Source organism: Chryseobacterium sp. KMC2 (genome assembly GCF_016756935.1).
In the GTDB taxonomy this organism is placed as follows: Bacteria; Bacteroidota; Bacteroidia; order Flavobacteriales; family Weeksellaceae; genus Chryseobacterium; species Chryseobacterium rhizosphaerae.
Genome location: NZ_JAESIT010000011.1, coordinates 21,126 through 41,003 on the forward strand (window position 1 = coordinate 21,126; position 19,878 = coordinate 41,003).

At 37.1% G+C, this 19,878-nt stretch carries 16 protein-coding genes; 5 read left to right on the forward strand and 11 right to left on the reverse strand.

What is annotated here, in order from left to right:
- Positions 1–10: 10 nt before the first annotated feature.
- Entirely contained in the window at positions 11–1,126 is a 1,116-nt protein-coding gene (locus JML65_RS14045) for a serine hydrolase domain-containing protein (RefSeq protein ID WP_202271201.1), read from the reverse strand.
- A gap of 264 nt (positions 1,127–1,390) precedes the next feature.
- On the opposite strand from JML65_RS14045, the gene JML65_RS14050 reads away from it, so the two are divergent.
- Positions 1,391–2,800, forward strand: a complete 1,410-nt coding sequence (locus JML65_RS14050) for a pyridoxal phosphate-dependent decarboxylase family protein (RefSeq protein WP_202271202.1) — start codon at positions 1,391–1,393, stop codon at positions 2,798–2,800.
- Between the two features lie 35 nt (positions 2,801–2,835).
- Here JML65_RS14050 and JML65_RS14055 read toward each other — a convergent pair whose 3' ends face one another.
- The 3 genes from JML65_RS14055 to JML65_RS14065 all read right to left on the reverse strand — a co-directional run bounded on the left by JML65_RS14055 (position 2,836) and on the right by JML65_RS14065 (position 8,078).
- Positions 2,836–3,546, reverse strand: a complete 711-nt coding sequence (locus JML65_RS14055) for a diphthine--ammonia ligase (RefSeq protein WP_202271203.1) — start codon at positions 3,544–3,546, stop codon at positions 2,836–2,838.
- A 41-nt stretch (positions 3,547–3,587) separates the two neighbouring features.
- A complete protein-coding gene (locus JML65_RS14060; RefSeq protein WP_143330491.1) occupies positions 3,588–4,646 on the reverse strand; it encodes a hypothetical protein in 1,059 nt (352 codons plus the stop codon).
- A gap of 84 nt (positions 4,647–4,730) precedes the next feature.
- Entirely contained in the window at positions 4,731–8,078 is a 3,348-nt protein-coding gene (locus JML65_RS14065) for a methylmalonyl-CoA mutase family protein (protein WP_047488660.1), read from the reverse strand.
- Positions 8,079–8,327: 249 nt separating this feature from the next.
- On the opposite strand from JML65_RS14065, the gene JML65_RS14070 reads away from it, so the two are divergent.
- Entirely contained in the window at positions 8,328–8,660 is a 333-nt protein-coding gene (locus JML65_RS14070; protein ID WP_084085794.1) for a hypothetical protein, read from the forward strand.
- Positions 8,661–8,682: 22 nt separating this feature from the next.
- On the opposite strand, the gene JML65_RS14075 is transcribed toward JML65_RS14070, so the two are convergent.
- Entirely contained in the window at positions 8,683–9,789 is a 1,107-nt protein-coding gene (locus JML65_RS14075) for a DUF3667 domain-containing protein (RefSeq protein WP_047488666.1), read from the reverse strand.
- A gap of 344 nt (positions 9,790–10,133) precedes the next feature.
- Between JML65_RS14075 and rplM the strand changes: the two genes are divergently transcribed.
- From rplM to rpsB, 3 genes are all read left to right on the forward strand, one after another.
- Positions 10,134–10,589 (forward strand): 50S ribosomal protein L13, encoded by a 456-nt coding sequence (rplM, locus tag JML65_RS14080; protein WP_047488670.1) that lies wholly within the window; start codon positions 10,134–10,136, stop codon positions 10,587–10,589.
- A gap of 6 nt (positions 10,590–10,595) precedes the next feature.
- Complete coding sequence (gene rpsI / locus JML65_RS14085; RefSeq protein WP_034746528.1) at positions 10,596–10,982, forward strand: 30S ribosomal protein S9; 387 nt, start codon at positions 10,596–10,598, stop codon at positions 10,980–10,982.
- Positions 10,983–11,190: 208 nt separating this feature from the next.
- Positions 11,191–11,952 carry a 30S ribosomal protein S2 gene (gene rpsB / locus JML65_RS14090; RefSeq protein ID WP_047488674.1) on the forward strand — a complete coding sequence of 254 codons (762 nt, stop codon included), beginning with the start codon at positions 11,191–11,193 and terminating at the stop codon, positions 11,950–11,952.
- A gap of 405 nt (positions 11,953–12,357) precedes the next feature.
- On the opposite strand, the gene JML65_RS14095 is transcribed toward rpsB, so the two are convergent.
- The 6 genes from JML65_RS14095 to JML65_RS14120 all read right to left on the reverse strand — a co-directional run bounded on the left by JML65_RS14095 (position 12,358) and on the right by JML65_RS14120 (position 19,867).
- The gene (locus tag JML65_RS14095; protein WP_202271204.1) at positions 12,358–12,792 is read right to left on the reverse strand and encodes a DUF6759 domain-containing protein; all 435 of its coding nucleotides are present in this window, start codon (positions 12,790–12,792) and stop codon (positions 12,358–12,360) included.
- A gap of 6 nt (positions 12,793–12,798) precedes the next feature.
- Positions 12,799–13,500 (reverse strand): DUF6759 domain-containing protein, encoded by a 702-nt coding sequence (locus JML65_RS14100; protein ID WP_202271205.1) that lies wholly within the window; start codon positions 13,498–13,500, stop codon positions 12,799–12,801.
- A gap of 17 nt (positions 13,501–13,517) precedes the next feature.
- Positions 13,518–14,195 (reverse strand): tRNA (guanosine(46)-N7)-methyltransferase TrmB, encoded by a 678-nt coding sequence (gene trmB, locus JML65_RS14105; RefSeq protein WP_047488683.1) that lies wholly within the window; start codon positions 14,193–14,195, stop codon positions 13,518–13,520.
- Between the two features lie 252 nt (positions 14,196–14,447).
- Positions 14,448–15,209 (reverse strand): DUF6759 domain-containing protein, encoded by a 762-nt coding sequence (locus JML65_RS14110; RefSeq protein ID WP_047488686.1) that lies wholly within the window; start codon positions 15,207–15,209, stop codon positions 14,448–14,450.
- 297 nt (positions 15,210–15,506) lie between these two features.
- Positions 15,507–16,298 (reverse strand): hypothetical protein, encoded by a 792-nt coding sequence (locus JML65_RS14115; protein ID WP_047488689.1) that lies wholly within the window; start codon positions 16,296–16,298, stop codon positions 15,507–15,509.
- A gap of 170 nt (positions 16,299–16,468) precedes the next feature.
- Complete coding sequence (locus JML65_RS14120; protein WP_202271206.1) at positions 16,469–19,867, reverse strand: T9SS type B sorting domain-containing protein; 3,399 nt, start codon at positions 19,865–19,867, stop codon at positions 16,469–16,471.
- Positions 19,868–19,878 lie beyond the last annotated feature (11 nt).

A 19,878-nucleotide genomic window follows, 5' to 3' on the forward strand; every position in this document is an offset into this window, starting at 1 on the left:
TGAATGAAAGCTAAAGTACTTCTTTTTTTTGCTTTAGCTGCACTAATGTATTCTCAAGATTGTCTGTAATCTTTTTTATTTCAATATGTGGTTTGAACACCAGGCCTTTTCCTTTTGCTTCATCTGCAATATTGGAGAGGATGATCACAGAGGTCTTTGTTTCCGGGTAATAGATATTCAGAGAAGGGGAACCTTTTATATATCCGCTGTGAAAATAGGAGTTGGGCTTTCCGATATTCAGCATGATTCCGTAGGCATAGCCCATTTTTCCAAAGATGGCATGATGTCTTTCTGCACTTTTTGCCATAAATTGTTTTAAGGTTTCCGGCTTCAATATTTTACCTCCATAAAGAGCATTGTTCCAACGGTGAAGATCCTGAATGGTAGAAAGTATTCCTCCGGCAGGAGTTCCTATCTCTTTTCCGTCTAATCTTTTCGGCATATTCGGAACTTCTTCACACAGTGTTCCGTTTCCAACATACGCACTGGCAAAATTATTTCCTTTAAAGGTATTTCCTGTGGAAGAATTTGTCATTCCTGCTTTTTTAAAAAGCTCCTGTACATTTTCATCATAGGATTTACCGGAAACTTTTTCTACAATTTTCCCCAACGTATTAAACCCGTCATTGGAGTAATGAAAGCCTGAACCGCTTTTAAACATCAGTTTTCCACCAAGAAGATTCAGCCCGGAAGTATGGTTGAGAAGCTGGTGGATGGTAATATGTTCATAGTCTTTATTCTGAAATTCCTTTACATATTTAGAGGCCTTATCGGTTACATTCAGTTTTCCCTGTTCCATTTGAAGCAGAACCAGGGCTGCAGTAAATTGCTTACTTACGGAACCAATGGCAAAAATGGTATTGCTGTCAATTTTTGCTTTTTTCTTAAAATTTGAATACCCGTTTTCTTTTCTGTAAAGCTGCAGAGAATCCTTAAAGACAGCCACACTTCCATTGAAATGGTACTTTTTAAAGACAGAATCAATCTGTTGTTCCAAAAGAGTGGTTTGAAAAGCGGTAATGGTAGAGTCAATGACGGCATTTTTATCAATGGGAGCTTTAGAAATTTCAGTTTTACATGAGAGTAAAGAACAGAATAATACCAGGAGTGCTAAATTTTTTATCACGGGTGTTTGTGTTATATGTTATAAATTATTTCAATATGTTTTGAGACCACAGATCATTGATGGGAATATATTCTTGTGAGCAAAGATCAGGTGTTTTTATTTTTAAAATTCAATAGGGTATTCTAAAGATAGTGAAATCTTTAAAAGTTTCAAAAGGATGCAAAATGCGTGCTAGGAATGAATTTAACGGTATTTTTATAGGAACTTAATCTAAACTTAAAGAGTATTTAATACATTTGAAAGGATTATAAGCAATCTACCATCATGAAAGGACATTTGAAAAGTGATTCAGAACAAATTGATTACCTGTTGGATATCATAAAAAGACAGGGAACAGAATATCTGAATAATATTACAGACCGACCGACTTCTATAGATCATACTTTTATACCAGAGCTACAGAGCTTGCCGGAGACGGGCTATGGAGCGGAAAAAGCGCTACAGATTTTCAATGAAAAATTCGAGCCGATAATGGTTGGATCTGGAGGCCCCAGGTATTGGGGCTTTGTAACAGGAGGAGCTACTCCGGCATCCATTGTGGGTGATTGGCTGGCTACTATTTATGATCAGAATACTCAAACTGTATCAGGACAAGGAGATATTTCAGCAAATATAGAGATCGAAACAATACAGCTTTTGCTTACACTTCTTCAGCTTCCGGAAAACTTTCTCGGAGGTTTTGTATCAGGAGCCACCATGTCGAATTTTACCTGCCTGGCTGTGGGCCGTCAATGGTTAGGAAAAGAGCAGGGAAGAGATATTGCGAAAGAAGGGGTTTCCGGAACAGTAAAAATACTGACCGCAACTCCACACTCATCTTCCATAAAATCATTGTCATTACTAGGGCTGGGAAGTGATAATATTGTTAAAATTAAAACAGAAGAAGGAAACCGTGAGGCTATCAATATCAAAGATCTTGAAGAACATATTCTGAGACTTACGGGTGAGCCGTTTATCCTGATTTCAAGTGGGGGAACTGTAAATACAGTGGATTTTGATGATTTTAAGGCTATTAGTGAATTAAAAGAGAAATATAATTTCTGGTGGCATATTGATGCGGCTTTTGGAGGATTTGCAGCGTGTTCAGAGTCATATAAACACCTTGTGGAAGGTTGGGAATATGCTGACAGTATTACGGTAGACTGTCATAAATGGTTGAATGTTCCTTATGAAAGTGCTGTGTTTTTAATCAGGGAACAACATAAAATTTTGCAGGTAGAAACCTTTCAGAATTCAAATGCACCTTATCTGGGAGATCCGTTGGAGAATTTCAGTTATTTAAATTTTCTTCCTGAAAACTCAAGAAGATTAAAGGCGCTTCCGGCCTGGTTCTCTATCATGGCTTACGGTAGAAAAGGGTATCAGGAGATTGTAGATAAGAATATATCATGGGCAAAACAGTTTGGAGAGTTAATTGAAAACAGTAATGATTTTAAATTGCTGGCCCCGGTACGATTGAATACGGTTTGTTTTACATTAAATGATGAGGTAAAAGAGGATGAGGTAGGGCGATTTCTTGAAAAGCTTAATGATACAGGGAAAGTCTTTATGACACCTACTTTTTATAACCAGCATAACGGAATAAGAGCTGCATTTGTCAACTGGATGACCAGTGAAAAGGATATTCAGCTAGCATTTGATCTCATGAATGAAATTATTACTGAAATAAAATAATATGTTGAAAAGCCTGCTGATAAATATTCACAGGCTTATTTTAATAGCAGGTCACAGAACCAGAAAATATATTCTCCGTCCTCTTCTTCAGGATTTGCTTTAGGCTTGGGGTATGTTTTCTTTACTGTTTCACCTATTGTAAACTGAATCGGGTTTTTAAAAATGGGACCATCAAACGTAAAGGTGTGAAATTCCCCATTTTCTCCGCAAGGGTCTACGTTTTTAGGAAGGTCATTGATGAAATTTTGATCAATAATCCGACCCGCAAAGCTTTTATCCAGATAATTCCCGTTCACACAGGTTACAATGGTTTTGAAACCCAGATCTAAAAATTTATGGATGAGGTCTGATGTATTTTGCTTCCAAAGAGGAAAAACCGCTTTCATGCCGATACTGTTTAACTGTTCTTCTCTGTATTGACGAAGATCTTCGAGGAAAATATCTCCAAAAACAGAATGGGTAACCCCCTGAGCCTGTATTTCAGACATTGTTTTATTCATGATTTCCCGGTATTCTTCCATAGAAGGTTCTTTCGGAAGTTCCATTTTTATCAGGGGTATTCCTATATTGGCAGCCTGCTGCTCCAAAAGAGATACATGAACTCCGTGCATGGAAATTCGCTGAAACTCCTTATTGATACTGGTAAGAAGGGTAGTGACCTCATACCGGTTTTCCTGTAGTGTTTTGTAAAGAGCGAGGGCAGAATCTTTCCCGCTGCTCCAGTTGAATAATGCTTTCGGTTTCATTGTAAAATAAAAATCTCCCAAAAATAGGGAGATTTTAGCTATTAGTATCTTTTGTTCTGAATTTCTTTCACAGGAATGAATCCTCCATTAAAGTAATTGATTTTCATTTCAAAAGGGTATGCGGGATTGGTCATAATCAAGACTCCGATAGCTCCAAAAAATGCTGCACCGGTGACCATCATGCTTCCTCTATTGGGATCTGATCTTATTTTTCCAATGAAATAATAATCATTGTCTCTTTTCTCTGCTCTGGTAAACAGATTTTCTATAGAAAGATAGAGGTAAGGTTCACCTTTATATACTACTGCATAGATATCCTCTTTTTTAATCTCTTTTTCTTTTCCATCTGCAGTTTCATAGATTCTTACGATTTTGGGAGCATTACCATAAAATTTTACGTTAGAAATCTCCTGATCAGGTTGTTGATTTTTTAAAGAATTATAGTCTTTATAAACTCCGTCCTTCAATGGAGATGAACTATAAAAAGGGATCGATTCTTTTGCTGTATCATCAAAGTTTTTAACCTGTTCGTAGGTGTAGTGATGAGTGGTTTCAGGTTTTTTAGCAGCATTAGTACTAATAAAGTCAATAAGCATTTCGCTTCCTTTCTGGAGGGTTTCTTTTGTGACATCAGTTGCCCTGTGATCAATCACCTTATCCGACTGATCAATCAAAGAATAAGTTCCATCGTCATTTTTTGAAAATAAAAATGCCTGAAAATAACAATAGCCATGCTCACTTAGCTTAGCCGTAAGCTCTGCAAAATAGAGCTGTTTAAGATATAAAACTAAAGTCCCATCCTCTGTATTTTCTCCATTGATGCCGTTCAGTACATTCTGAAACTGGCTGGAAAGACTTGAAGCAGAAACAACTCTTGCTTTAGCATTTAAAAGCCCCTGCTGAACAATGCCTAATGAAGTGGTGTCCGTTCTGCGGTCAATCAGTTTGATTGTTTTATAGTAGCTTTTATCTACTTTTTTAGTGGGAAGACTGATGGTAAAATCTTCAGTTCGCTTTTGGGCAGATAGAATTGAGGTCAGGAAGAGCGTGACTACCATTAAGGCTCTGCTAAAATAATTTTTCATGATTAATCTCTTCATTGGTAAAAGTTTTGGATTAAAAATACAAAAAAACCTCAAAGAAATTCCTTGAGGTTTTAATTTTATAATCTCCTGTTCAGGGTATTACATATTTCTTCTGTACTTGCCACCCACTTCAAATAAAGCATTGGTGATTTGTCCAAGAGAACAGTATTTCACAGCATCCATCATAATCCCAAAAAGGTTTTGCTGATTGATGGCTGCATATTGTAATTTTTTAAGAGCTTCCTCAGATTTATCTTCATTTGATTTTTGGAAATTATGAAGTGTTTCGATCTGAACCTGCTTTTCTTCTTCCGTAGAACGGATTACCTCTCCCGGACGAACCGTAGGTGAACCGTCTTTTCCAAGGAAAGTATTTACTCCAATAATTGGATATTCTCCGGTATGTTTCAGCCACTCATAATGCATAGATTCTTCCTGAATTTTTGAACGTTGGTACATCGTTTCCATAGCACCAAGAACACCGCCTCTTTCCGTAATTCTGTCAAATTCTGCATATACTGCTTCTTCCACAAGATCTGTCAGTTCTTCAATAATAAATGATCCCTGCAGTGGATTTTCATTTTTAGCTAACCCTAATTCTTTATTAATGATCAGCTGAATAGCCATTGCTCTTCTTACAGACTGCTCTGTAGGCGTTGTAATAGCCTCGTCATAAGCGTTGGTGTGTAATGAATTACAGTTGTCATAGATGGCATAAAGTGCCTGCAGCGTAGTTCTGATATCATTGAAATCAATTTCCTGAGCGTGAAGTGAACGTCCTGAAGTCTGGATGTGGTATTTCAGCATCTGGCTTCTTTCGTCAGCTCCATATTTCAGTTTCATAGCTTTTGCCCAGATTCTTCTTGCTACACGTCCGATTACTGAATATTCAGGGTCGATACCGTTGGAGAAGAAGAAAGATAGATTCGGAGCAAAATCGTTGATATCCATTCCGCGGCTTAGGTAATATTCTACATACGTAAATCCGTTAGCCAATGTAAATGCCAGCTGCGAAACCGGGTTGGCGCCAGCTTCAGCAATGTGATATCCTGAAATAGAGACCGAGTAGAAGTTTCTTACTTTTTCTGTGATAAAATATTCCTGAACATCCCCCATCAGTCTTAAAGCAAATTCAGTAGAGAAAATACAGGTGTTCTGAGCCTGATCTTCTTTTAAAATATCAGCCTGAACCGTTCCACGAACGGTAGCGATTGTTTTGGCTTTAATTTCAGCATAAGCTTCTGCCGGAATTACTTCATCTCCTGTAATCCCTAAAAGTTTTAATCCTAAACCATTGTTGGATGGAGGAAGTTCTCCGTTATATTTTGGTCTTTCTAACCCTTTGTCGTCAAATTTTGCTTTTAATACAGCTTCAACCTTAGCTTCCAGTTTATGTTCAGCGATATATTTTTCAACGTTCTGGTCGATGGCAGCATTCATAAAGAAAGCCAGCAGCATTGGAGCCGGGCCGTTAATCGTCATTGAAACGGAAGTCATTGCATTCACCAGGTCAAATCCTGAATACAGTTTCTTGGCATCATCCAGAGTGGCGATAGAAACTCCTGCATTTCCGATTTTACCGTAAATATCCGGTGGTAAAGCAGGATCCTGACCGTATAAAGTTACAGAGTCAAAAGCTGTTGATAAACGTTTAGCAGGCATTTCTGCAGAAACGTAATGGAATCTTCTGTTGGTTCTTTCCGGACCTCCTTCCCCTGCAAACATTCTGGTTGGGTCTTCTCCTGTTCTTTTAAAAGGATAAATTCCTGCCGTGTAAGGGAATCCTCCCGGAAGATTTTCCTGGCCTTTCCACTTGATCAGATCCCCCCAATCGTTGTATTTTGGTAATGCAATTTTTGGAATTCTCAAATGAGAGAGAGACTCTGTAGAAGTCTCAACTTTAATTTCTTTTCCACGTACGAAATAGGAATAAAACTCCTCATGGAAAGCTTTTTTCGTATCTTCCCAAGACTTCAGGAAGTCGATGTTTTCCTGTTGAAGTTCCTTTTCAGCTTTTTGATATTCCGCATCTAATGCCTCATTGGAAATAATTTTTTTAACCCCTTCAATATGATACATTGTTCTGGCTAATTCAGCCTGCTTTTCAATGTTTTCATCATATATTCTGTTGTTTTCAACAATTTCAGACAGGTAACGAACTCTTTTTGGAGGAATAATCGTTACTTCTTCTGTAATTTCCTGTTCAGCGAAAGTATTTAAATGTAAATCGGAAAACTTATCGTTTACTTTGGAAACAAGCCTGTTGTATAATTCTGTTGTTCCATGGTCATTGAACTGAGATGCTTTTGTAGCGTATACAGGCATTTCATCCAATGGACTTTCCCAAAGTAAATGGTTTCTCTGGAACTGTTTTCTTACCGCCTGAAGTGCATCAAGAGCACCTCGTTTATCAGATTTATTTAAAGCCACTAAATCGGCATAATCTAACATGTCAATTTTCTCAAGCTGAGTGGAGGCTCCATATTCGGGAGTCATCACATACATGGAAACATCTGCAAAATCAGAAACTTCCGAACCGGACTGACCAATACCTGAAGTTTCCAAAATGATCACATCCGGATGTGCCAGTTTCAATACATTTAAGGCAGAATGAATGAACGGTGATACAGAAACGTTATTTTCTCTTGTGGCCATTGAACGCATATAGACTCTGGGATCATTGATCGCATTCATACGGATTCTGTCTCCTAAAAGCGCTCCTCCTGTTTTCTTTTTCGAAGGGTCTATAGAAATAATGGCAATTTTTTTATCCGGATTTGAACGGATGAAACGTCTTACCAATTCATCTGTCAATGAAGATTTTCCTGCTCCACCTGTACCCGTGATCCCAATGATTGGAATATGTAAATCTTTTGATTTTTCGTCAATAGCTTTTACAAGTTCAGGTTTTTCTTCAGAAAAGTTTTCTACAGCAGAAATGATCTTGGCAATACTTGTTGAGTTTTCAAAACTGATGGCATCTAAATCATCTTCAGTAATTTCTTTACCTGTAGCAAAGTCTGCTCTGTTTACCAGATCATCGATCATTCCCTGTAATCCCAGTTCCCGGCCGTCGTCCGGAGAATAAATTCTGTCGATTCCATAGTCCATCAGATCTTTGATTTCTTCAGGAAGGATAACACCGCCACCGCCACCAAAGATTTTAATCTGTGGTGAGTTTTTCTCTCTTAGCAGGTCATAGATATATTTGAAATATTCATTATGACCTCCCTGATAGGATGTCAGGGCAATAGCATTGGCATCTTCCTGGATAGCTGTGTTGACAACTTCCTCAGCTGATTTATCATGTCCCAGGTGAATCACTTCACATCCGGTTCCCTGAATGACACGACGCATAATATTGATCGCAGCATCATGCCCGTCAAATAAAGAGGCAGCTGTTACGATTCTTACTTTGTTGGTTGGAGTATATTTTTGGGTTTCCATAAAAATTCTAGAAAGTTTCTAAGTTTTCAAATATAACAATAAAAAAAGAACCTTGTGTTTGATTTTATAGCATTGATTTCCATTATATTGCAAGTCGTTATTTAATTAAAACTCCCCGATTTTAGGTCGGGGAGTTTGAGGGTTTGAGAGTTTAAGGCTTCAGGAGTAGTACAGGAAGGGAGAATTGGGTGTTTTCATTTCCAAATTCTCAAATTAAATTCTCTACTTTTGCAAAATATTTTTACAGGTATGCAAAAAGCTTTGATGTATTTCGCGTTGGGAACGGTAGTAAGCTTCCTTATAAATTATTTCTTTCTGAGTTCAGAAAATCTGGGTCTGGATATCTATTATGCCATTGCCTTTGGTTTAGCCTGGGGGATTGCCTATTATCTCGATACCCCGAACTTTACATTGCCCCAAAAAATGGGATTATCTTTTGTAGCCATGGGGATCCTCGTTCTTGTGGGAACTTTGATTTTTAAACTTGAACTGGCTATTCCGTCTATTCTTAAGTTTTCTACAGTTTTTGTTGCTTATTATTTATTTGCGAGCTTCAGAGGAAGCAAGTCATTAAGAAAATAAAAGGCTTCCCTATTATATTATACTAGTGAATCATCAGGAAGCTCACTAAGGCAAGACCGGTCACCAAAAACATAAACGCAAAGAAATTAACGGTTAATAATGTAAGTCCGATTATAAAACTTACCATTCCATGGGCATGATAAGCCCGGCGGTGAGCGATGAAGAAATATCCAATATTGTATAATAGCAGGACGCTCATTGTTAAATACAACAATAGGTTAATGGGCCTGAAACTTATTACCCCCACCAATTTGGAGAGTAAGAATATAAATAAGATATTCAATAAAAGGAATGAGAAGTAATGCAGGGTGAAAATTCCGTGATCGAAATACCACCATTTTTTCTTACTGTGAAAAATCCATAAAAAGAAAGCAAAAAGAGGAAGGTAAATGAAAAGAGCCTTTGGGAGATTATGGAATGATTTTTCTATCATATTGACAACGATCTCCTGTTTGGTTACTCCTTTTTCTTTAAGTTCAAAGAATTTATGAGCTAACGGTATTTGAATAAAATCAAGAAAAGAAGGATTTTTAGCGGCAGCCGAGTCATAAGATTTCTTTGTTTTGTAACCTCCGTACTCAACATCTCTATCTATTTTTTTGTTCATCTTCAAGACTTCCTTTATTTCATTCACTGTGACGGTATCCGGTAATACATTTAGGTTTTGTATGGATAAGGAATCTTTTCTGGTCAGCGTTCGTTCAGCTTTTATACTGTCGAACATTTTCTGAACCTCGGGTGATTTTATTTTTTCAAAAAAACTTATTTTGGGTGTATTTTTGGAATTGTTGTTGCCGTCAAAATTGAGCTTAACCATCGGGAAAAGGGCAAATACGAAGAACGTAATAAAACTGACAAAAATATACAGTTTTACAGGAGGTACAAATTTTTGTCTCTTACCTTCCAGATAAGTATTGGTAAGCATTCCTGGTTTGAAGATCAGGTTTTTCAGTGTTCCCCAAAACTGACCGTCATAATGGGTGAAATCTTCAATAAAGTGGGTGAAAAGAAAATAAAAAGGCTGGCGTCTTTCAATATTCTCCTGTCCGCAATGGGGACAGAATCTTTCTTCGACCTGATGCCCGCAGTTTAAGCAGGTTTTATCTTCTCTGATTTTTCCGTGGCTCATAGTTCTGGGTTTGGCGCAAATATAATTATTTCGTGAAATAAAATAATGATATTAATAAGTTTTTACGGAAATCATTAAGAAAAATAAAAAAAAGAAAGAGTTTTGGGAATAAACTCTTTTCTTTATCATTTGTGTTTTTAGAATCTTCTAAAATTTTTTTTCATCGCAACAATTTTTTACAAGATTTATGCCAAAGTTTAACATCGTGTTAAAATCTATTAACGTTCCCTCATGAAAGCAATATTCTATAGATTAAATAAAATATGTTTTTCAGTTACAAAAATAATTTGTACCTTTGCACACCCTTTTAGGGGAAAATTATGTTTAATCTTTAACTAAAACGTGTGAATACATTAAGTTACAAAACTGTTTCAGCGAACAAAGCTACTGCTAATAAAGAATGGGTTGTGGTAGACGCTGAAGGACAGCCGTTAGGTAGACTAGCTTCTACGGTTGCAAAGATTTTGAGAGGTAAGCACAAAACGAATTTTACACCTCACGTAGATTGTGGTGATAACGTAATCGTTTTGAATGCTGGGAAAATTACACTTTCCGGAAACAAGTGGGCTGATAAGACTTATATCTGGCATACAGGATATCCTGGTGGACAGAAGTCTATGACTGCGGCTGAACTTCAAAAGAAAGATTCTTTAAAGGTATTAGAGAAGTCTGTAAAAGGTATGTTGCCTAAAAACAAACTAGGATCTGCTATCCTTAAAAATCTTTATTTATATGAAGGTACTGAGCACAAGCATGAAGCTCAACAGCCTAAAACAATTAATGTTAACGAATTTAAATAATTAATTATGTCTATAGTTCACAAAATCGGAAGAAGAAAAACTTCTGTAGCAAGAGTTTATGTAAGACCAGGTTCTGGTATCATTACAGTAAACGGTAAAGACGCTGCAACTTATTTCTCTACAGACGTGATGGTTTACAAATTAAACCAACCGTTTATCCTTTCTGAGACTGTTGGTCAGTATGACGTTACCGTAAACGTATTCGGTGGTGGAAATACAGGTCAGGCAGAAGCTATCAGATTAGGTATTTCAAGAGCTTTATGCGAAATTAATGCTGAATTCAGATTAGCATTAAAGCCTGCTGGTTTACTTACAAGAGACGCAAGAATGGTGGAAAGAAAGAAGCCAGGTCAGAAAAAAGCAAGAAAGAGATTCCAATTCTCAAAACGTTAAGATTTCATGTTGGCGAATGGCTACTGGCTATTGGCTACAGAAATGTATTAAATTTTTTTTAAACTTAATCTCGGCGAAATGCCCATTGCTAAAAGCAAAAAGCCTTACGCCACATTGCCCGTTACGTTTAGCATCCAAACGCTTCTCCCATCTAAAGAAGTTGTTGATTGTTTAAAAGACGGAAAGTAAACTAACAAAAACAGAAAACATGGCAAAAGCAAATGTAAAAGACCTTTTAGAGGCTGGTGTACACTTCGGTCACATGACTAGAAAGTGGAATCCAAATATGGCTCCATACATTTTTATGGAGAAGAACGGTATTCACATTGTAGACTTACATAAAACAGCAGTTAAATTAGATGAAGCTTGCAGCGCTTTAGAAAAATTAACTTCTGCAGGTAAAAAAGTTCTATTCGTTGCAACTAAAAAGCAAGCGAAAGAAGTTGTTGCAAAACACGCTTCAGAACTTAATATGCCTTATATCACAGAAAGATGGCCAGGTGGTATGTTAACGAACTTCGTTACTATCAGAAAGGCTGTAAAGAAGATGAACTCTATCGACAAAATGAAAAAAGACGGTACGTTCGAAACTTTATCTAAAAAAGAAAGATTACAAGTTGACAGACAAAGAGCTAACTTAGAGAAAAACTTAGGTTCTATCTCTGACATGGTTAGACTTCCTTCTGCTGTATTTGTAGTTGATATCTTAAGAGAACACATCGCGGTAACTGAAGCTAAGAAATTAGGTATTCCTGTTTTCGGTATCGTTGATACAAACTCTGACCCTAGAAAAGTAGATTTCGTTATCCCAGGAAACGATGATGCTTCTAAATCTATTGATATGATCCTTAGCGTAGTTTCTGAATCTATCAAAGAAGGTCAGTCTCAAAGAAAAGCTGATAAAGAAAAATCTAAAGAAGAAGGAGAAAAAGTATCTGCTGATACAGATGCTGATTTCGATGCTGAATAATTAAAGAAATTTCTTTACTATAAAAAAAACGCTGGATTTTATCCGGCGTTTTTTTATTTTAAGAACCTGTTTACATTTTATTCAGGAATTTTTATATGTTTGGTTATCAGATGTATGCTTATCCATACGCTTTGACGAATCAACGAAATTGATTCTATCCTTTGCTCCCTGAAACTATGGATAATGAAGCTAAAGCTTTGCGTTAGAAAAACACAGCATCAGTACATCATCTTTTTAATCAAAAAATCCTTAAAGAATGTGATTGGGATAAAGATTTGAATGTTATACAAAAAGTCAAATTTAGAAATTTAAACAAGCTCTAAATTTTTGGTAATGATACTGAATTTGTTTTGTTTACTGAAAAGAACGAAAAAACTAAACCCACAGCATGCTGTGGGTTTTTATTTATCTTGAAAGCTTTACAGAATAGGAGGTTGTGATATACTTGGTCGATTGATAGGAAGAATTACATACCATACCGGATAATCTGTAATTCTGATTTTTAGGGACCATAGTATAGCCTATTTTTCCAGAAGCTATGGGTATTTTTTTAAAGAAATTATTTCCGCTTACTGTAAGGACCATATTACAAGAGGATTGATTTTCTATGGAAAGAGAGGTTCTTGGATTGCCCGGATCATCACTATTAAGAAGATCACTAAGAACATCAGCAGTTTCAGGTTTATAGGTCTTGATCAGTTCGCTATATTCTCTTTCTGTACTGGCAGCACTACCGGAATTACCGGAAGGGTAAGGCTTTCTTATGGGGTAATTTCCATAATTAACATTACAGCTGGTAAGAATAATGGATGTGCCCATAAAGAACAATAGCTTTTTCATTCAGTTTTATTTTTTGCTTTTTTTTGTTTTTGAAGACCTTTTCGGCGTCATTTTTTTTAGATCCGTTTCCGTATTATTATCTGTCTCTGCCGGGGATTGACCCGGATTGCCAATCGTTATAAATATGCTTTTCTTAATCTCTTTTTGAGAGAAGTATTTTAGGTCGCAAACATTGCTGCTTAGGGTATAAGAACCCTTATTAATGACAACAACATTTTCTCCATGGGCAGGAACAGCTAAGTTATAATAGTCTTTCCCTTCAATCCTTAGAACGATATTACAATCCGAATTATTTTTAAAGAGCAGGATAGCTTCTTTTCGGGTAATATCCTCGCTTAGCATTGCGTTCAGAAGCCTTACCGTCTTTTCTTTGTGCTCTTCGGATGTTTCCGCAATTAGTTTCTTAAACTCTTCAGCTTCACTGGAATTTGGGCTTCTTAAGACGCTTTTGGGAATATCGGAGATAATAGGCCTTGCCTCCATAGGTTTGGCAATATGGGCTCCTTTTGTCCACTCAGCATTTTTTAAAGCAATGAGTTTGGGTTTAAGAACACTCCTTTTGGGATCATCGGGATGGGCGTTCTTTAAATATTCTTCAATTTCCTTGATTTTTGTGCTTTTAAGAATGTCTTTACTGCCTTTTTGAGCATCAGTAAAGATGGGGGTAAGGAAAGTGAAAAATAAAATCGTCAAAAATTTTTTTTTCATCAATTTAAGTTATTTCATCAGCTTATCCGGAATTTAATATAGGTTATCGTTTTTCCTTTAGCTGAAAACAGTTCTTCATAATGTGTTTTAATATCTCTCAAATGTTCCGTATTCGGATCATATTCCGGTGCGCCATAAATATCATGGTGAGCACTAATGATTTCATAGCCTGCCCCCTGTAAATAACCCAGTGTATATCCGTGTAAAAATTCTGAATCTGTTTTTAAATGAATAATACCACCTGGTTTCAGGAACTTTTTATATCGGTCTAAAAAGTCAGGATGTGTCAGTCTGTGTTTGGTTCTTTTATATTTGATTTGAGGATCAGGAAACGTAATCCAGATCTCATCTACTTCGTTTTCAGCAAAAAAATGATCCACAAGCTCAATCTGGCTTCTTAAAAAAGCTACATTATTCATATTGCTTTCTACTGCTTCCTTTGCACCAAACCAAAATCTTGCTCCTTTAATATCAATTCCTATAAAGTTTTTTTCAGGAAACGTTTTTGCAAGTCCCACAGAATATTCACCTTTTCCACATCCTAATTCCAATACAATCGGATGATCGTTTTTAAAGAAATCTTTTCTCCAGTTCCCTTTCAGTTCAAAGCCTTTCAGCGCATCTTCTCTTGTAGGTTGGATTACATTTGGTAATGTTTTGTTTTCTGCAAATCTTGCTAATTTATTCTTGCCCATTGAATTTATAAAATGACTGCAAAAATATGAAAAAATTAACGATATTGATCAGATCTGTTTACTTTTAACTACAATGAGTTATATTACAAAATAGAAGCGAGAAGCGATTGGGGATAGCGAAAACATCATCACCATGATGTATAGTGAATGAGTGTATTTAATATAGAAAATTTATGATTCTAATTTAAATTATAATAGTGATCAATCTTTTTTAGTCATTTTTTTAAGCCCGTGCTTTTTCTAAGAAAGAAGCTAGTTTCCTAACGCTACCATGATTGGACGCTGGACAGTTTTTTGAGAGGCATACTGCGCACCGCATACCAGGCTGGTGAAAAGGTATTGTCCTTTTTCTATCACCACAGAGCTTTCACCTTTTGAAGGAACGGCAAGCCTGTATTTAGTAGTTCCCACTCCCTCCATTCTTACAATAATATTACAGTCTGATTTATTTTGGATCAGGACGATACATTCTTTGGCATTGGGATCATTATCAAACAACGAATTAAGTATTTTGACTGTTCTGTTTTGATGTTCAGTAGGGGATACTGCCATCAGCATATTGAACTCTTCAGCCTCTGCATCCGGAATGGCTGCATTAGTAGTTGTATTGGCGACAAATGTATTCGCACTGGTACTCGGAGTATATACGGTGGTAGGCTGTTTTGCAGCAAGTTCTGCCTTATATTTTGCAATCTGTTTCTGCTTGATAATGGCATTCATTTCATCAAAACTGATCTTGGTAGAAGGTCTTCTTCTCAGTAAGGCGAGCATTTCCTGCATATCTTTGACCTTTTGATCCTCAGGATGGGCATTTTTGATATATTCCCTCATCAATTCCATGACCCGGGGTTTTAAAACAGATCTTCGCGGATCATCAGGATGAGCGTCTCTTAAGAAAGCATTGATCTCGTAGATGTTGTTGCTTTTTATAACATTCGTATAGTCTTTTCCCTTTTTTTGGGCAGACATATTAAAGAACAGCACGGAAACAAGAAGTAAAAGTAATTTTTTCATTAATAATATTAAGTTAAAAATGGATACTTTCTCTTAATTTGGTTTGGTGGTAATTAGTGTTTACTATAACGAAATAGTATTGTTTTTATTTTAAACACAAAATTGTGACCTAAAAGTACATATATTTTTGAATAGTAAAGAATTTTCTTTGTTGAAATTTGAATTTTCTATATTCTAAATTGGAGGTTATAACAGACCAACACACACAGTCCTGTAGAAAAAAAACAAATCCATGAAAATATTCTCATGGATCAGTCTGTATAATTTCCGAATAGCTTTCAGCTAAGATGTCAGGTGTTACTTACCAACAACTTCCTGAAGATGGGAGTTTCTCAATCTTTTCTGATAAATCGGGATATATTTTTCAATCGGGATTTTAATGGCTTCAAAATTTCCGGCCAGTACGTAAGGCTGAATATTTTCAGATGTATACACAAACTGCAGGAAGTTATCTATCAGGTTTTCCGGGATTTTAAACCTCAGGAAATAATCCTTTCCTAAATAATTTTTGATTTGGCTTACCGAACCATTCATTCTTTCGTAGGCAAGATAACGCTGTTTTTTCTTCCTTTCTCCGGAGAGCATATCATAAATACTTTCCAGGCTTAATGTAAGTCCACCATCTCTCAATCCTGCAACAGGAAGTTCAGGAGGCGTACCGTCACCCTTAGGCTGTGGCAGGCCGATTACCTTTTTAAGGGCAAGGCTCTTATCTTCTTTTCTAATGGAGTTTACGTCATACCGAAGGTTTCCGGTAGGCTTGAACCTGGTGAGTACAATTTCCTGTATTTCATAATACGCTATCTTGAGCTCAATTAAGTTTTTCTGTTCTATTAACTGCGGGGTGAGTTTGACATCCTTTCTCTCTGTAACAATAGAGGTAAAACGGATAACATCCCCCGGATTGGCAGGAATGTTAAAATTACCATTGTAGTCTGTGAGTACAGTCTTCTGTGTATTAAGGTTGGTAACATAAACCTGGTTAAGGTATAAAATAGAATTATCTCTTAGAAATACCTCTCCAGAATATATTTGAGCATTGATTTTTGCAAGGAAAACCAATAATAATAGAGTAAACAGTTTCTTCATATAATGAGGCAAAATTACATAGAAATACAGCAATTTGTTCCTATTAAGATCGCGAATAGTGGTTAAAGTTATATTAAACTTTAGTATTAAATTGTTAATGAGTGTTATAAACTTGGTTTTAAAGGTGTTTAAGATGACAAAAAGAACCTTTTATACATTGATAATCGACTTTATCTGTGTTTTACCAAAAGCCAGCTCGAATACTTTATCTCGAGTCCGGATCCATGCTCTGTCCAGCTGATAAAATACCAATAGGTAGCGGTAGGTACATATCTTCCACCCAGTCTTCCGTCCCAGGTATATTTGTTTTCAGGAGTTCCTCTGAAGACTTCTGCTCCATATCTGTCAAAAATTCTGAATACCAGGTTGTCATTAGCCATTAAAGCTGAATAGCTTATTCCTTCATTATATCCGTCACCATTTGGAGTAATGGTATTGATAAGATTAATGATCGCAAATGATTTTTTGACCTCTTCACACAATTTAGAATCTCTTACAAACGCAGTGTGAGCCCCTCTCGGTACATTTTGAAAAATATTTGAACTCTGCCATACCACTCCATCCAGAGAATACTCATAAGGTGGAGTACCACCACTTGCTCCTATCTTTACGGTGGTTCCGTCAATCTCAATGGAAGTGATAATGGGAAGTGGTAACTCTGTGACGTTGACGTGCTGTCTGTACACACAACCGTTCGAGGTAAGATCTACCCAATAGCTTCCCACAGGGACATTGGTGATGGAGGGCGTTGAAGCTCCGGTACTCCACAAATATTTGTCGAATCCCGGACCGGCATTTAAGGTGGTGGTCATTTTAGGGCAGATCGCCTGATCCTTCAGCAAGTCTGATTTTTTAGGAATTTTAATGGTGATTTTAATAGAAGCCACTTCCGGACATACTCCATTTTTTTCAAAACGGATATAATAAGTCTGAGACATATTAATATTTACAGCCGGAGAAATAGGATTGATGTTATTCTGGGCCTCAGCCAAACTTCCGTGAAAAGTAAAGGTAACTGCAGGGTCTGCTGTGAACTGAGCCATGTAGTGCGTGAGATTAACTGATTTTATTCCGTCTAAATCATCATCACATATATCCTGGTTAGCAGAGGTTTTTAATAATTGTATCCTGGCCCCAATACTGAATTGTAAAGGTTTAATCACCGTAGCACATCCATCCGGAGAATCTACCCTGATATAGATCGTAACAGGACCGGTATAGCTCCAGGTATTGGAAAGGGTGTTGGCATTTCCGGCGGTAGCATCTGTAAGGCTGGCATAATATCTTACATTTGTAAAATACGTCGGATTGTTAAGGACGATGGTCGTGATATTAGGTAAGATAATATTGACGGTTCCATCCAGGTTATCATCACAAAAGACCCCATTATAGTTGTCCAGTACGATGGCTTTATTATACAGATTTAGGGTTATTTTGGCTATGCTTTTACAGCCCAAGTTGTTTTTTACTACAGCATATACAATTGTTCCGTTCGGTGCAGAATATGAATCCGGAGTTACTATCAGGGCCGCAGGATTTTCTGTCTGGGCATCTGCTAGGGTAGGGTAATATGTAATGGTAACTGGGGTGTTGTTTGTGACATTTGCCGTGGTTAAATTAAATACACCAAGTCCATTAATATCACATGCACTTAAGGTTCTGTCTGTTACAGTAAGGGCAAGAATATTGAGGGTGACAGTTATCGTTTCGCAATCTGGAAAATCAGGATCATTCCCACAGAAAGTATAGGTAAAAGTATCAGTTCCTGCAGTTCCGGGAGTATTAACGGTATAGGTAATGATTCCGGTAACAGGGTTTATAACTGCTGTGCTCAGAGTGGGAGGCGTTGTAATGGCTACCGTAGCAGGTACAGGAGTCTGTGTTGAACTGCTAAAGGCAGGGGTTATCGTTTGGGTAGTACATACGTCATAGGTTGCTGTATTGAGCTTTGTACAGTTCAGGACTTTATATTGTCCAGTAACTAAAGGCGCGCAGCGTCCCATGGTTACAGTACAGGTATAGTAGCCTGATTGAGTGGGGGTAATGGAAGACCCCGTAGCTCCGGTGATTAAAATTCCGTTCCTATACCACTGGTAAGTGTCATAAATAATAGGATCTACAGTAAGAATAATTCCGGGAGCACAGTCTCCTCCGGATTTTATAATGACAGGCTGAGTGGGGAATCCCGCAAAAAAACCTCCATAACCTACTGCATCACTTCCTGCATTAATTCCAGCAGTGATTGCTTTATCTGAAACTATCGTTATTGTTCCTGTTACATTTGGAATTCCATAGGTAACCCAATTGGTGGTACCGGTCATATCATATGGCCCTGTACTCGCTAGCGGGGTTGCTCCATTCACTGTTACATTGGCTCCTCTTTCTGTAATGAGGTTCAATTTTGTGGGAATATTGAGGATCCCTGAAGGATTTCCATTGGAGTAAACAAAATTTTCGTTAATAAAACCGAGTTCATTAATCTGCTTTGGCAAATAGCAGTTCAGGGCCGGTATAAAGTTGAATCCACCGGTTGCTACCTGATTTAACGCATTATCACTTCCGGCTAATATCTGATATACATATGCATTTTTAGATGTTTTAACGTATAGATTGTAATGTCCTCCACCCTGTAAGCTATATTTTGTGTCGGGAATTACAAAATATTTTCCGGTATTGATGGTCGCTATAGGTGCAATTTCATTATTTACATAGATCTGAGTATTATCTTCGGTGGCAATCACTACGGCGCCCTCCATATGGGTTCCTACGCTTCCGTTGCCTTTTACAAGGGCAAATTCATTACCAAGTCTTTCTACCGGTACCGCCTGATCCATTAAAATATCGGAACTTGAAGGGTAGTCGCCGGCATATTGACCGTTAAAATTTCCATTGGTGATATTTACCGGTTTGTTTGCCGTGATTTTTGACCCTATAAACCCGTCAAAATTTCCAATACTGTTCCCAATACCATCAATAATGTAAGACTGTCCCTTGTTTAGGGTAAAAGTCATCGTGGGATTGGTTGCTCCTGTAGTTCCATTTGAAAACTGTACGAGTGGGTTGTATCCTGTAATGGTAACCGACGTGTTATCTTCTGTCGCTAAAACACTGGTCATGAAATTCAGAATCGTATTACTTACAGAGAGTGGGGCAGACGCTGCATAGAAATTCTTTCCTGTAGAAGGAATTCCTTTGGAGGTAATAATTTCTGCATGGTTATATACCGAGAATCTTAAGTTAGCATAGAAAGGAAACTCTGCTTTTAAATATAACCCTTTTGTGGTAGGAGTAAATAAGTCTGCCTGCTGAGTTGTAATAATATATTCTCTCAGTACATCAAACTTTTGAGGATTGTTTTTACTGATATTCACCGTTCCGATCAGCATATTGTTATTATAAATATTAACTGGAAAAGGAGTGGTTCTATTGGTCGATAAATAGATTTTCTGATAAGGATTGGGGCTGCCTGTTCTGTCGATCATCGGGGCAAACCAATGTTCTCTGTCTAATTGGGCAAAGGTAAAGGTGAAAATAGAAAATATAAATAGAAAAGATAGAATTTTCTTCATTCAGTATTAGT